The sequence below is a fragment of the Micromonospora orduensis genome, assembly GCF_006228125.1.
GTDB classification, from domain to species: domain Bacteria; phylum Actinomycetota; class Actinomycetes; order Mycobacteriales; family Micromonosporaceae; genus Micromonospora; species Micromonospora orduensis.
Window position 1 is genome coordinate 1 of sequence record NZ_VDFY01000080.1, and the last position, 13,061, is coordinate 13,061.

The window sequence follows — 13,061 nt, forward strand, 5'->3', positions numbered from 1 at the left end:
TTTTTTTTCAAGCAGAACCCGGCATACGAGATAGGCTCCGGTCTCGTGGGCTCGGAGATGTGTATAAGAGACAGGCGGGGGCGCGACTGCTGCTGCTGGGCGGTACGCCGTTCGACGAGCCGCTGGTGATGTGGTGGAACTTCGTGGGCCGCTCGCACGAGGAGGTGGCCGCCGCCCGGGAGGACTGGATGGCGGGGCGGCGGTTCGGGGTGGTCGCCGACGATCCGGCGCCGCCGCTGCCGGCCCCGGCTCTGCCCACGACCCGCCTCAAGGCCCGGGACCGCACCGGCGGTCTGCACGGCTGAGCTGCGCGTGTGGCCGGCGGTCGCGCGGGTAGTCGCCGGCATGCCGACCACTCTGATCACTCCCGTCGAGGACCGGAAACGTCTGGCCCGCCGGCTCGCCGGCAGCGGGCGGGGCTTCGCCGAGGAGTACGGGTTCCGGGTCACCAACAACCCGGCGAGCCTGTTCCAGGTGCTCTACCTCGCGGTGCTGCTGGCCCGTCGTGGTGACTTCCGGCGGGCGTTGGACAGTGCGCTCGCGTTGCGCGACGAGGGCTGGGACAGCGCCGCCCGACTGGCCCGTTCGCTGCACGAGGACCGGGTGCGGGTGCTGCGTGACAGCGGTCAGCGTGGCGACGTGGACGCGTTGGCTGCCGCACTGGGTGATCTGGCGCGTGCGGTGGTGGAGCGGTATCGGGGCGATCTGCGCCGGCTGCGGTCGGTGGCGCACCACGATCCGGCCCGGGAGCGGGCGTTGCTGGCCGACCTGCCCGGGGTCGACGAGCAGGTCGTCGACCTGTTCCTGCGGGAGGCGCAGGCGCTGTGGCGGGAGGTCGCCCCGGTGGCCGACCGGCGGGCACTGGCCGCGGCGCGGCGGCTCGGCCTGGGCCGTTCCGCGGACGATCTGGCGGGCCTGGCCAGCGGCGAGTCGGAGCGGCTGGCCTGGCTGGTGGGGGCGCTGGCACGGGTGGATCTGGAGCACCGGTACGGGGAGCTGACCGGCCGCCCGTGAGGTGCGCTGGCCCACAGTTCCGCAAAAACTGACCGTATGGAGGATGTTCTGTCGTATGGTTGTACCCGGCAGTGCTGGCCGCTCGGTTCGAGCGGGCATCCACCGCCTGGTGATCGCGATCCGGTTCGGGCGCGGTTCACCGCCTGGGCAGGTTTGGCGCCCCCGGTCGCGGTTCGTGACCCGGGGGCGCCCGCCTGTCCCGGCGTTCAGCGGGCCAGGCCCGCCAGCAGGTTCACCGTGACGGCGATGATGAACGCGCCGAACAGGTACGACAGCATCGAGTGCCGCAGGACGGTACGCCGCATCTCGTTGCTCGTCAGGTTCGTGTCGGAGACCTGGAACGTGGTCCCGATGGTGAACGCGACGTACGCGAAGTCGGAGTAGCGCGGCGGTCCGGGCTGGTTGAAGTTCACCCCGCCGTCCGGGCCCGTGTAGTAGATCCGGGCGTACCGGGTGGCGAACACGGTGTGCACCACCAACCAGGACAGCAGCACGCTGAGCACGCCCAGTCCGCCGTACAGGTCGCGGCCCAGGCCGGCGGGCGCCGCGTGCGCGCTGGCCACCACCAGCCCCACGGCCAGCAGGCTGGCCGAGCAGGCGACGAGCAGCAGCACGTCGCGGATGGCCCGGTTGGGGTCCTCGTGCACGGCGAGCGCCGCCGTGCGGCCCGCGTCCAGTGGCCAGATCTTGTGCCACACCAGCAACAACCAACTCAGCGCGGCCGCGTCCCACCCGGCGAGCGGGGCGAGCGACGCCGGTAGCACCAGCGCGAGGCCGGCACCCACGACGACGCCGACGGCCCCCACCAGGGCGAGTTGGGCGGCGGCCGGGGTGTGCCCGTCCGGCGGGCGCGACAGCGGGCCGGTGCGGGTCATTCCGGCGCCCGACGCGCCGGGGCTGGGGCCTTCACCGCCGGTTCAGATGCCGCGCAGGTGCTGCGAGACCCGGTTGTGCGTCTTGTCCCGGGCCTGCACGGCCCGCTGCGACGGGCTGACCTCGGGGGCTGCCTCGATGCCGGCCGACCGGGCCACCTCGGTGCCGTTGGCGTAGTCCACCGGCGGCAGGGCGCGCAACGCCTTCAGGACGTCCGGCGGGGCGCCCTCGCGTTCGGCCTCGCGGACGACGTCGTCCTTCTCGGCCGGGTAGTCCAGGCTCGACAGGTACTGCAGGACGTCGGCGTAGCTCGCCATGGCAGCGGCTCCCTCGTGGCATCGATGTGGTCACGACCGGCGGCGGTTACCCGCCCGCCGTCGCGTCACGCCCGCCCCGACGGGAAATCCGGCGCCGTTTCCACCCGGCCGCCGCGGGTACCCGCAGGCGCCGACCCGACCCGAGGGAGTACGGGATGAACTACGACACCTTCATCGACCAGGTTTCCCAGCGCACGTCGACGTCGTCCGAGCGGGCGGTCGAGCTGACCCGGGCCGTGTTGGAGACGCTCGGCGAGCGGCTGACCGGCGGCGAGGTGCTGGACCTGGCGGCGCAACTGCCGCAGCCGCTGCAACTGGTGCTCAAGCCGAGCCCGAGCACCGAGCAGGCGGACCGGTTCGGTGCGGCCGAGTTCGTGGCGCGGGTCGCGCTGCGGGCCGATGTGCAGGAGCCTGCCGCCCGGGACGCCGTGCGGGCGGTCTTCACGACGCTGCGCGAGGCGATCACCGGTGGCGAGTTCGACGACGTGGCCACCCAGCTGCCCCGCGACTACCGGGGGCTGGTGGAGCAGGCGATGGCGCCGGGCGCGACGCTGCGCCGCGCCCCCTGAGGATGGACACACAGCGGTTTACCAGGGCAACCACCGCTCTCCCGTTTGGCGCGGCGAATCAGCCTGGCCTAACCTTGTGCGTGCGAGGGGAGTACTTCCCACGAATCATTCCGGTCAGTACGGCGCGCCCGGCGCGCCTCGGGTGATTGCCCACCAGGTGGTGGGTGAAGGAGACCTCGAACATGACACGGTGTTCGAGGAGGCCCCATGACCGAAGTGTCGTACCTGTCCGCCGCCAGTGAGCTGTCGTCGGTGGGCACCCCCACGCTCTGGGCGGTGACCATCGCTGGTGTGCTGCTCCTGCTGGTGCTGGATTTCCTGGTCACGCGCCGCCCGCACGAGGTGTCCATGCGGGAGGCGCTCGGCTGGTCGGCGTTCTACATAGCGCTGCCGCTGGCGTTCGGCGGCTGGATCTGGGCGCGCTACGGCACCCAACAGGGCGTGGAGTACCTGACCGGCTACCTGGTGGAGAAGTCGCTCTCGGTCGACAACCTCTTCGTCTTCATGCTGCTGCTGGCCGCGTTCGCGGTGCCGGCGGTGCTCGCCCAGCGGGTGCTGCTCTACGGCATCGCCGGCGCGCTGGTGCTGCGGGCGGTCTTCATCGCCCTCGGCGCGGCGGCGTTGCAGACCCTCGACTTCGCGTTCCTGCTCTTCGCGATCATCCTCATCGCCACCGCGGTGAAGTTGCTGCGTGACGCCCTGTCCGGGCACCAGCAGGAAGTCGACATCAACAAGATGCGCTCGGTGAAGCTGCTGCGCAGGATCATGCCGGTGGTCGACGAGTACCACGGCACCCGGATGACCGTCCGGCAGGGCGCGAAGCGGGCACTCACCCCGTTCGCCCTGGTCGTGGTGGCGGTGCTGGCCACCGACGTGGTCTTCGCCGTCGACTCGGTGCCGGCGGTCTACGGGATCACCGAGGACCCGTACCTGGTCTTCGCCACCAACGCGTTCGCCCTGCTCGGCCTGCGGGCGCTCTACTTCGTCCTGCACGCGGCGCTGAGCCGGCTGGTGCACCTCAGCTACGGCCTGGCGATCATCCTGGCGTTCATCGGCCTCAAGCTGGGTCTGCACTGGGCGCACGGCATCTGGGAGAGCGTCCCGCAGATCCCCACCCTGGCCTCGCTCGGCGTGATCATCGGCGTGCTGGTGGTGGTCACGCTCACCAGTCTGCGCGCCACCCGCGGTGGCACGCCCGAGCAGCGCGAGGTCGTCACGGAGCGGCACTGACCGCGCCGCGCCGGGGCAACGAGGGGGTACGCGGGAAAGCTCCCGTCCCGGCCGGCGCGGATGGTACGACTGTGCAATGGGAATCGTGTCACCGGGCTTTCAGGGTCGGCCCCGATCGCAGGAGCCGGCCCTGCCACCCGGTCAGTACCTGACCGAGGACTTTCCGGTGCTGTCGGCCGGCCCGACACCCCGGGTGTCTCTGGACACCTGGGAGTTCGTCATCACCGCCGAGAACGGCAACGAGTTCCGGTGGTCGTGGCAGGAGTTGATGGCGCTTCCACAGGAGACGCCGACTGTCGACATCCACTGCGTCACCCACTGGTCCAAGCTCGGCACCACCTGGCACGGCGTCTCCCTGGACACGCTGCTCGACGGTGTGGACACCGGCGCGCACTTCGCGCTCGCGCACTCCTACGGCGGGTACACGACGAACCTGCCGCTGGACGACCTGCGCGGCGGCCGGGCCTGGGTGGCGCACACGTTCGACGGTGCGCCGCTGCCGGCCGAGCACGGCGGCCCGGCGCGTCTGCTGGTGCCGCACCTGTACTTCTGGAAGTCCGCCAAGTGGGTGCGCGGCATCCGGCTCAAGACGATGGACGAGCCAGGTTTCTGGGAGACCGCCGGGTACCACGACTACGGCGACCCGTGGCGCGAGCAGCGGTACCAGGGTGACTGAGCGCGCCGTGGCGACGGGCACGCCGGCCCGCACGCCGATCCGTTGGCAGGTCGGCCGGCTGGTGGAGCGGCGGGTGGAGACACCTACCGCGCAGACGCTGGTGCTGGAGGTGCCGGACTGGTCGGGGCACCTGCCCGGGCAGCACGTCGACCTGCGGTTGACCGCCCCGGACGGCTACCAGGCGGCCCGGTCGTACTCGATTGCGGGGCCGGTGGTGGACGGCCCGGGCGGGCCGCGGATCGAGGTGACCGTCCAGCGGGTGCACGACGGCGAGGTGTCCCCGTACCTGATCGATGTCCTCGGCGAGGGCGACCCGGTGGAGGTCCGCGGACCGCTCGGCGGCTGGTTCATCTGGCGGCCGGAGGAGACCGCACCGGTGCAGCTGGTCGCCGGCGGCTCCGGCATCGTGCCGCTGATGGCGATGATCCGGGCCCGCCGGGCGACCGGCAGCCGGGTGCCGTTCCGGCTGATCTACTCGGTGCGCACCCCCACCGACGTGATCTACGCCGACGAGTTGCGCCGCCGGGTCCGCGACGACTTCGGCCTGGATGTGGCGTACGTGTACACGCGCGAGGCGCCCGAGGGCTGGCGCGGCGATCCGCACCGGATCGGGCTCGCCGACGTGAACACCCACGGCTGGCCGCCGGACCTGCAACCGCTCACCTACGTGTGCGGCCCGACGGCGTTCGTGGAGACCGTGGCCGACCTGCTGGTGGCCATGGGCCATCCGTCGAGGCAGGTCAAGACCGAACGCTTCGGCCCCACCGGCTGACCGTCCGCCCGAGGCAGGTTCAAGGAGACCCGATGACCGAGATGTCGTACCTGGACGGCAACATGCTCGACGGCCCGATGCGCGAGCTGTTCACCGTCGACCTGAGCACCGCGATGGGCCGCTGCGAGAACTGCGGGATGACCGGCTCGATGGCCAGCCTGCACGTCTACTCGCACGCCCCGGGCCTGGTGGCGCGCTGCCCGTCCTGTAAGGAGGTGATGGTGCGGCTGGTCCGCGGGCCGGACCGGGCCTGGCTGGACATGCGCGGCACCACCTACCTCCAGGTCCCGATGCCGATGGAGCAGACCCGCCCCGGGCCGCTCTGACGCGAGCTGACTCCGTCGATCAGCCAAAAGGCGGCCTTGGGCTCCCACGACAGGTCGGGATAGGTGTCGCCGGTGCGGCGGTCGAGGACCTTGACGATCCCGAGACTGGCCGTCCAGTCGCCGTGCCGCTCGTGCCGGCACTGGACGCCGCCGCGACACCCGTGCGGCACGAAAGCGCCGATCCCACCTGACCGACTCGGTTTCCTGCCGGGGTGAGCGAGTCGAATAAAGGGGTGCGGCTGGCCGGGCCCGCTCATAGGCTCCGGTCCCCGGGCCGGCCGGCCCTCCCGTCCTCGGATCGGAGCTGAGCGCAGCCATGACCAGCCACCTCTTCGCTGTGTGTTTCGGCGCCAACGAACCCCTTCGTGTCGCGCGGTTCTGGTCCGAGATGCTGGGCCGGGAGCTGGTCGACGACCCACACCACGGCGTGATGCTGCTGCCCGGCGACGACACCGGGTTCCGGCTGCGCTTTCCCCTCGTGCCGGAGCCGAAGGTCGTCCAGAACCGGGCGCACCTGGAGTTGACGAGCGACTCCCTGGAGCACCAGCGGCAGACGATCGCCAGGGCGCTGGAGTTGGGCGCACGGCACATCGACATCGGCCAGCTCCCCGAGGAGAGCCATGTCGTGCTCGCCGACCCCGAGGGCAACGAGTTCTGCGTCCTCGGCCCGGGCAACACGTTCCTCGCCGGCTGTGGGTTCCTCGGTGACCTGTCCTGCGACGGTTCCCGGGCCGTCGGCTACTTCTGGTGCGAGGCGCTCGGGTGGCCACTGGTCTGGGACCAGGACGAGGAGACCGCGATCCAGTCGCCGCTGGGCGGTCCGAAGATCACCTGGGGTGGTCCGCCGTTGATGCCGAACGGGGGCCGGGACCGAGTGACGTTCGACCTCGTTCCCGGCGTCGGCGACGACCTGCGGGTGGAGGTCGACCGCCTGCTCGCCCTCGGGGCCAGCCGGGTCGGCGACGGGCACGACGGGTCGCTGGTGCTGGCCGATCCGGACGGCACCGAGTTCCGGCTGGTGACCCACCCCGGTGCCGCCTAGGACGGTGCGCGACCCGTGCGGACGGCGTACGCCCGCCTCATCTTGATGTAGTTGCCGCAGCCGGCCATCGAGCACCAGCGGCGGGCCTGGTTGCGGGAGGCGTCGTAGTACGCCCAGCGGCACGTGTCGCGGGCGCAGACCTTGAGCCGCCGCCAGGAGCCGTCCGCGGCGCACTCACCGATGGCGTCGACCAGCCCGGCGACCGCCTGGTCCAGTGGGGTGTCGCCGACGGCGACCAGCCGGTGGCCGTCGGCGGTGAAGCGCGGCGCGACGGGCATCGCCGCCAGCGCCTGGTTGAGGCGATCGAGCGCGCCGGGGTCGGCGCGGTGGCCGGCGTGGCCGAGCAGCACCGCGCGCAGGCCCTCGCGGATCGTCACGGCCGCGTCGAGGTCAGCCTGCCCGAGGTGTACGCCGGCCGGCAGCAGATGCCGCTCGGCGAACCAGTCGCGCAGCCGGTCCGGGCTGGTCAGCGTCTCGTCGTCGATCTGCGGCTCGAAGGTGTTCACGAAGTCCCGGATCAGCCGGGCGGCCGCCGGCACCGCGACGTCGTCGTCCACCGGCCACCCCCCTCGCTGTGACACCACCGTATCGCCTTGACAGGTGTGAAATCGCCTGCGAGGGTCGGAACTACACCGGCGAAGTCGTTTTGCTGGTGTGACATGTCGGGGAGGGACGGGTCGTGGCTTCCACGCTCAAGGACGTGGCGCGGCTCGCCGGGGTGTCGGTCAAGACTGTCTCCAACGTGGTCAACGGTTACCCCCACGTGAGCGCCGACGTGCGCCGTCGCGTCGAGGCCGCCGTCGCCGAGCTGGGCTACCGGCCGAACGCGTTCGCCCGGACCCTGCGGACCGGGCGCGTCGGCGTCCTCGCCCTCGTCCTGCCCGACACCGACCTGCCGTACGCCGACGACCTCACCCGCGAGGTCGTCCACGCGGCCGGGCGTGCCGGCTACCGGGTCGTCGTCGAGCGTGGGCCCGAGGAGGAGGGCTCCAACAGCACCCGCCCGATGCCCGTGGACGGGGTGCTGGTCGGTGCGCCCGGCGAGACGGCCAGGGCACTGACCGCCGCCGGCCGTCCCGTCGTGCTGATCGGGGGCGGAAGCTCCGACGGGTCGTGCGACCAGGTCAGCGTCGACGTCGCCGGGGCCGCCGAGGACGCCACCGCCCACCTGCTGCGCACCGGCCGCCGCAGGATCGCCGCGATCGGCGCGTACCCCTCGGGACCCGGCGGTGTGCCGCGTTCGGGCACGGCCGGCTACCACCGCGCGCTGCGCGCGGCCGGGGTGACGCCGCTGCCCGGTCATCTGCTGCCCGCCCGGCACGACCGCCGGGCCGACGGCTACCGCGCGGGCCGCGACCTGTTCGCGGGCCCGGACCGCCCGGACGCGATCTTCTGCCTCTCCGACCGCCTCGCGATCGGCGCGATGCGGGCGGCCTTCGACGCGGGGCTGCGCGTCCCCGCCGACGTCGCCGTGATCGGCGTCGGCGACATCGAGGAGGGACGCTACTCGCGGCCCACCCTGAGCACGGTCGCCGTCGACACCCGGTTCCTCGCCCGGGAGGCCGTGGCCCGCCTCACCACCCGGATCGGACAACCCGACACCGCGGCCGCCGAGATCATCGCGCCGCACACCGTGCTCCCCCGGGAGAGCACCGAGGTCCCGGCGACCTGAACAGGCCGCCGCCCGCACGATTCGCGCCGACCGGTTGGACACGGCCGTGCGGGTCGGTCAGAGTGGTCGGCCGTGAGATACCTGCGTACCGGTGGTCCCGCCGCGATCCGTCGGCCCCGGCCCACCGACGTCGAGGAGTTCGTCGCCGCCGCGCGGCGCAGCCGGGACCTGCACCACCCGTGGCTGGTCGCGCCGGGCAGCCCCGAGGAGTACGACAGCTACCTGGCCAGGATCCGTCGCCGGGACAGCGCCGGTTACCTGATCTGTGACCGGGCCACCGGCGCGATCGCCGGTTACGTGAACATCAGCGGAATCGTGCTGGGCGCGCTGCGCGGCGGCTACCTCGGATACGCGGCGTTCGCGCCGTACAGCGGCACCGGGCACGCCTCGGCGGGCATCGCGCTGGTGATCGACCACGCGTTCACCGCCGTCGGGCTGCACCGGCTGGAGGCGAACATCCAACCGGGCAACGAGCCGTCCCGCCGGGTGGCCCGCAAGCTCGGCTTCCGGTTGGAGGGCTTCTCGCCGGATTACCTGTTCATCGACGGCGCGTGGCGCGACCACGAGCGATGGGCCATCACCGCGCCGGACCGGGGCGTCGGCGACACGATCATGTAACGACGTCCGTCGATCGGTCGGGGCACTGGGGGTTTGGTGGCTCGATTACTCTCGGACAGGTGACGGTGACGGTCGACCATGGCAGTGAGCCGTGGCCGGTCCGTGTCCGTGGCCCCCGGGGGGAGGTCCTGGGCGCGGGCATGCTGATCGACGAGCGTCAGATCCTTACCTGCGCCCACGTCGTCGCTGGCGCGTCGGAAGACCCGTACACCGCCCCGACCGGGCCGATCGGCGTCGACCTGGTCGGCCAGCCCGGTTCGCCGCGCGTGTCGGCGCGTGTCGTACCGGACTGCTGGGTGCCACCCACCGACGAGGGCGGCGGCGACGTCGCCCTGCTGGAGCTGGCGCGACCGCTGTCGCCCGGCCCGTACGCGCCGCTGCGCCGGATGCGACTGTGGGACCGGCACGTGGTGGTCCGCGGCTTTCCGGACACTCTGGAGCAGGGCCTGTACGTGCGGGCGCGGCTCGCCGGCCCGTCGGGCACGCGACGGGAACGGGTCCAGATGGACGCGGCCACCACCGGCCCGCAGATCAGCCCCGGCTTCAGCGGCGCCGCGGTGGTCGACGACATCACCAGGACGGTCGTCGGGATGGTGGTCAGCACGTACCGGGACAGCCACGACGCGCCTCCGGTGGGCGTCGGCGCCACCCCGGCCAGCGGCCTGTCCTGGATGATCCCGGTCGAGACGATCCTGCACCACCTGCCCCGGCTCGGCGACCTGGTCCCCGGTACGCCGTCGGTCGACCGTGGCTTCCTGGCGGCCAACCACCTTCCGGTGGACCCGGCGGTCGCCCGCCAGATCACCGACCTGTTCACGCAGCAGCTCGACGCCAACGTGCTGATCGTGGTCACCGTCCACCCGGGGTCCGCCTCGGCGGCTGCGGTACGCCAGGCCGCGGTGCGCTCCAGCCGGGAGCTGCGCCCGACCGGAGCACCCACCGTCGCGGACGACCGAGCCGACGTGCCGCCGGTGGGCAGCATCGACCTGGCCGTGGACGTCACGGGCCGCCCGACCGAGGCGGTGTCCCAGCGGATCGCCGAGTGGACCGGCGCGGCCGACGACGCCGCCGACGGCCGCGCCACCGCGCTGCCCCCACGATCGTCCATCATCGACAACATCGACGAGGCCGGCGATCCCGAGACGCTGCTCTCCGACGTCGTGATGCCCCTGATCGACCAGGCCGCCACCCGGGACCTGCGGGTGCTGCTGACCTTCCGCGGCGAGGCCGTCGGGTTGCGCCTCGCCCTGCTCGCGCGTCGCGTCGCCACCCTCGCGGCCACCGAGGCCGCCGCCGAGAGGGCGTACCGCGCGGTGGCCCCGCTGGTCGCCGACCCGCCGCGGGTGCCGTCCCGGTCGACCAGGCTGCGGATCCGCCTCACCGCGCTGCGTGCCATGGCCGACCAGTCGGCGCTGGCCGCCTGGCTCGCGTCGACCGAACGGGCCGTCGACCGTGCGGTACGCGAGGCCGAGACGGTCCGGCGAAAGCTCGTCGCGGTGGAGGCTGACTGGTCCGAGCTACGCGGCCGCCTCGACGGCTTCCTCGCCATGGCCGTCGACAACGGCCTCGACGAGGACGCGGCGCTGAGCCCGCTCTACCGCCGGGCGTACGAGCAGCTCACCGGCGGGGCCTGCGACCTGGTGGCCGCCGCGGCGGCCGTGCACCGGTACGCCGACGCCGTCCGGCACGGGGTCGGCGCCCGCAGCGGAAGGGGTGTGTCGTGACGTCGTGCACGCGGACGCCGGGCTGCGCCGGCACCGTCGACGACACCGGTTACTGCGACGTCTGTGGCCTGGCGCCGCTGCCCGCCGCCGACCAGAGCGGGGCCACGGCATCGGCGGTGACCCCCCTCGCGAGCACCCGGGACAACTGGACGGTCGCCAGCCTCGTCTCCCTGCCGGTGCTGGCCTTCTCGACCGACGGGGACGCGACCCAACCGCCACGGGTGCCGGAGGAGGCCCGCTTCTGCCCCGGCCCGGGCCGGCACCCGGTCGGTCGTAGCCGAGGCGGCCGGCCCGGCCTGGACAGGGGCTTCTGCCCGCGCTGCCGGACGCCGTTCAGCTTCCTGCCCAGCCTGGGCCCCGGTGATCTGGTCGCCGACCGCTATCAGGTGGTCCGCTGCCTGGCGCGCGGCGGCCAGGGGTGGGTCTACCTGGCCCGCGACGCCCACCAGGACGACCTGGAGGTCGCGCTGAAGGGCGTGCTGCACGCCAACGACGAGACCGCCCTCGCCGCGGCGATCCAGGAACGGCAGTTCCTCAACACGGTGGACCACCCGAACATCGTGCGCAGCACCGACTTCGCCACCCACGACGACCCGGTTGCCGGGCCGACCGGCTACATCGTGATGGACTACCTCGACGGCATGTCGCTGCGCCGGCTGCTGGTGGCCGCCGGGGACGCGCGGCAACCCGACGTCGCGCTCCCACTGGACCACATCCTCGCGTACGGCCACGAGATCCTCGCCGCACTGGACTACCTGCACCGGCGCGGGCTGCTCTACACCGACATGAAGCCCGACAACGTGATGCGCACGGCCGACCGCATCAAGGTGATCGACCTGGGTGGGGTCCGCCGCAGCGACGGCACGTACGAGAACCTCGTCGGGTCCGCCGACTTCCTGGTCAGCATCGAGGAACTCCGGGCGCGGGGCGCCACACCCCGCTCCGACCTGTTCGCGCTCGGCCGGACACTGGCGGAGCTGTTCGAGCACCGTACGCCCGGCCCGGACACCCCGGGGGCGGCGGCCGACGCGCTCGGCGTCGAGTCGTTCCGCCGGCTCGTCGCCCGGGCCGTCCACCCGCAGTGGGACCGGCGGTTCGCCTCGGCGACCGAGATGTCCGAGCAGTTGCTCGGGGTGCTGCGCGAGATCCTGGCCGGCCAGCCGGACCGGCGGCAACCCGAGCCGGTGTCGCTGTTCCAGCCGTCCGCGCAACTGCTCGACGCCGGTCTCGGGCTGGTGCCGCCGTTGCACACCTGGGTCGACGGCCCCGACACCACGCTGCTCGACGACGGCCGTCCCGCCGCCCACGTGGTGGCTCTCGGCCTGCCGACGCCCCGGCCCGACCCCGACGATCCGGCCGCCGACGACCTCGCCGCCGTCGGCGCACCGGATGCCCGCAGCCTGCTCGCCAAACTCGCCACGGTGGGCCAGGTGTCGGTGGAGGTCGAACTCGGTCGCTGCCGGGCGTACCTCGCGTTGGACGACCGCCGGTCGGCGGCCGAGGCGTTGGCCGAGGCGGGGATGATCCTCGGCGAGCGGGCCGAGGCGGACTGGCGGATCGCCTGGCACCAGGCGCTGCTGGCGCTCACCGACGACCGGATCGCCGAGGCGCGGCGGCAGTTCGACGCGGTGTACGGCGACATCCCAGGTGAGATCGCCCCGAAACTCGGGCTGGGCTACTGCGCGGAGCGTGCCGGCGACGCCGTGCTGGCGGCCCGCTTCTACGCGGCGGTGTGGCGGCGCGACCCGTTCCAGGCCAGTGCCGCGTTCGGGTTGGCGCGGCTGCGGCTCGCGGCGACCGACCGCGTCGGGGCGGTCGCCATCCTCGACGAGGTCCCGGCGCTGTCCCGACACCACGACGCGGCCCGGGTCGCCGCGGTGCGCGTGCTGTCCTCCCGGCTGGCCGGTGGGCCGCCCACAGCGGCCGAGCTGGAGCAGGCCGTCGGGCGGCTGGCGACGCTGCACCTGGACGGCGGCGAACAGCAGGGCGAGTCCCGCGACCGGCTGACCACGGCGATCCGGGAGATGGCGCTGGAGCTGCTGCGCTCCGGCGCCGCCGGTGCGCTGGCCCCGAGCCCGGTGCTGGGCGAGCCGCCGACCGAACGCGCGGTACGCGTTCTGCTGGAGCGCTCGTACCGGGCGCTGGGGCAGCAGGCGCACCGCCCCGACGACCACGACGTGCTGATCGACCGGGCGAACGCGGTCCGGCCCCGCACCCGATGGTGACCG

The 13,061-nt window shown here is 73.0% G+C and carries 14 protein-coding genes and 1 pseudogene; 12 read left to right on the forward strand and 3 right to left on the reverse strand.

The window, feature by feature from the left end; translation table 11 throughout:
* Nucleotides 1-74 precede the first annotated feature (74 nt).
* Together FHG89_RS03110 and FHG89_RS03115 are read left to right on the forward strand one after the other, a co-directional pair.
* Nucleotides 75-305, forward strand: a pseudogene (locus FHG89_RS03110) (pirin-like C-terminal cupin domain-containing protein); the annotation flags it as partial.
* A 40-nt stretch (nt 306-345) separates the two neighbouring features.
* Nucleotides 346-1,014, forward strand: coding sequence for a hypothetical protein (locus tag FHG89_RS03115; RefSeq protein WP_139582604.1), 669 nt, complete (start codon nt 346-348; stop codon nt 1,012-1,014).
* A gap of 206 nt (nt 1,015-1,220) precedes the next feature.
* Here FHG89_RS03115 and FHG89_RS03120 read toward each other — a convergent pair whose 3' ends face one another.
* Together FHG89_RS03120 and FHG89_RS03125 are read right to left on the reverse strand one after the other, a co-directional pair.
* A complete protein-coding gene (locus FHG89_RS03120; protein ID WP_139582606.1) occupies nt 1,221-1,889 on the reverse strand; it encodes a DUF1345 domain-containing protein in 669 nt (222 codons plus the stop codon).
* Nucleotides 1,890-1,931: 42 nt separating this feature from the next.
* The gene (locus tag FHG89_RS03125) at nt 1,932-2,204 is read right to left on the reverse strand and encodes a DUF2795 domain-containing protein (RefSeq protein WP_139582607.1); all 273 of its coding nucleotides are present in this window, start codon (nt 2,202-2,204) and stop codon (nt 1,932-1,934) included.
* 155 nt (nt 2,205-2,359) lie between these two features.
* Here FHG89_RS03125 and FHG89_RS03130 point away from each other — a divergent pair, with 155 nt between their 5' ends.
* From FHG89_RS03130 to FHG89_RS03155, 6 genes are all read left to right on the forward strand, one after another.
* On the forward strand, nt 2,360-2,773 hold the full coding sequence (locus FHG89_RS03130; RefSeq protein ID WP_139582608.1) for a DUF2267 domain-containing protein: 414 nt from the start codon (nt 2,360-2,362) through the stop codon (nt 2,771-2,773).
* 207 nt (nt 2,774-2,980) lie between these two features.
* A complete protein-coding gene (locus FHG89_RS03135) occupies nt 2,981-4,003 on the forward strand; it encodes a TerC/Alx family metal homeostasis membrane protein (RefSeq protein ID WP_139582610.1) in 1,023 nt (340 codons plus the stop codon).
* Between the two features lie 76 nt (nt 4,004-4,079).
* Nucleotides 4,080-4,679, forward strand: coding sequence for a sulfite oxidase-like oxidoreductase (locus FHG89_RS03140; RefSeq protein WP_139582612.1), 600 nt, complete (start codon nt 4,080-4,082; stop codon nt 4,677-4,679).
* A 7-nt stretch (nt 4,680-4,686) separates the two neighbouring features.
* The gene (locus FHG89_RS03145; RefSeq protein ID WP_139582656.1) at nt 4,687-5,451 is read left to right on the forward strand and encodes a ferredoxin reductase; all 765 of its coding nucleotides are present in this window, start codon (nt 4,687-4,689) and stop codon (nt 5,449-5,451) included.
* A 32-nt stretch (nt 5,452-5,483) separates the two neighbouring features.
* On the forward strand, nt 5,484-5,777 hold the full coding sequence (locus FHG89_RS03150; RefSeq protein WP_139582613.1) for a DUF6510 family protein: 294 nt from the start codon (nt 5,484-5,486) through the stop codon (nt 5,775-5,777).
* A 316-nt stretch (nt 5,778-6,093) separates the two neighbouring features.
* On the forward strand, nt 6,094-6,819 hold the full coding sequence (locus FHG89_RS03155; RefSeq protein ID WP_139582614.1) for a VOC family protein: 726 nt from the start codon (nt 6,094-6,096) through the stop codon (nt 6,817-6,819).
* Here the strand turns inward: FHG89_RS03155 and FHG89_RS03160 are convergent.
* On the reverse strand, nt 6,816-7,376 hold the full coding sequence (locus FHG89_RS03160; protein WP_139582616.1) for a CGNR zinc finger domain-containing protein: 561 nt from the start codon (nt 7,374-7,376) through the stop codon (nt 6,816-6,818). The two genes, FHG89_RS03155 and FHG89_RS03160, sit on opposite strands and share 4 nt — an antisense overlap.
* A 122-nt stretch (nt 7,377-7,498) precedes the next feature.
* Between FHG89_RS03160 and FHG89_RS03165 the strand changes: the two genes are divergently transcribed.
* The 4 genes from FHG89_RS03165 to FHG89_RS03180 all read left to right on the forward strand — a co-directional run bounded on the left by FHG89_RS03165 (nt 7,499) and on the right by FHG89_RS03180 (nt 13,058).
* Entirely contained in the window at nt 7,499-8,491 is a 993-nt protein-coding gene (locus FHG89_RS03165; RefSeq protein WP_139582618.1) for a LacI family DNA-binding transcriptional regulator, read from the forward strand.
* Between the two features lie 72 nt (nt 8,492-8,563).
* Nucleotides 8,564-9,109 carry a GNAT family N-acetyltransferase gene (locus FHG89_RS03170; RefSeq protein ID WP_139582619.1) on the forward strand — a complete coding sequence of 182 codons (546 nt, stop codon included), beginning with the start codon at nt 8,564-8,566 and terminating at the stop codon, nt 9,107-9,109.
* Nucleotides 9,110-9,168: 59 nt separating this feature from the next.
* A complete protein-coding gene (locus tag FHG89_RS03175; RefSeq protein ID WP_167517331.1) occupies nt 9,169-10,833 on the forward strand; it encodes a S1 family peptidase in 1,665 nt (554 codons plus the stop codon).
* Nucleotides 10,830-13,058, forward strand: coding sequence for a serine/threonine-protein kinase (locus tag FHG89_RS03180; RefSeq protein WP_139582622.1), 2,229 nt, complete (start codon nt 10,830-10,832; stop codon nt 13,056-13,058). The genes FHG89_RS03175 and FHG89_RS03180 overlap by 4 nt, the downstream gene beginning before the upstream one ends.
* The last annotated feature ends 3 nt before the right edge of the window (nt 13,059-13,061 follow it).

What these genes read in the sequence shown, in the direction of transcription:
- FHG89_RS03125 (WP_139582607.1), bottom strand. Translation starts at nt 2,204, where the DNA reads ATGGCGAGCTACGCCGACGTCCTGCAGTACCTGTCGAGCCTGGACTAC.
- FHG89_RS03135 (WP_139582610.1), top strand. Translation starts at nt 2,981, where the DNA reads ATGACCGAAGTGTCGTACCTGTCCGCCGCCAGTGAGCTGTCGTCGGTG.
- FHG89_RS03115 (WP_139582604.1), top strand. Translation starts at nt 346, where the DNA reads ATGCCGACCACTCTGATCACTCCCGTCGAGGACCGGAAACGTCTGGCC.
- FHG89_RS03150 (WP_139582613.1), top strand. Translation starts at nt 5,484, where the DNA reads ATGACCGAGATGTCGTACCTGGACGGCAACATGCTCGACGGCCCGATG.
- FHG89_RS03130 (WP_139582608.1), top strand. Translation starts at nt 2,360, where the DNA reads ATGAACTACGACACCTTCATCGACCAGGTTTCCCAGCGCACGTCGACG.
- FHG89_RS03120 (WP_139582606.1), bottom strand. Translation starts at nt 1,889, where the DNA reads ATGACCCGCACCGGCCCGCTGTCGCGCCCGCCGGACGGGCACACCCCG.
- FHG89_RS03155 (WP_139582614.1), top strand. Translation starts at nt 6,094, where the DNA reads ATGACCAGCCACCTCTTCGCTGTGTGTTTCGGCGCCAACGAACCCCTT.
- FHG89_RS03140 (WP_139582612.1), top strand. Translation starts at nt 4,080, where the DNA reads ATGGGAATCGTGTCACCGGGCTTTCAGGGTCGGCCCCGATCGCAGGAG.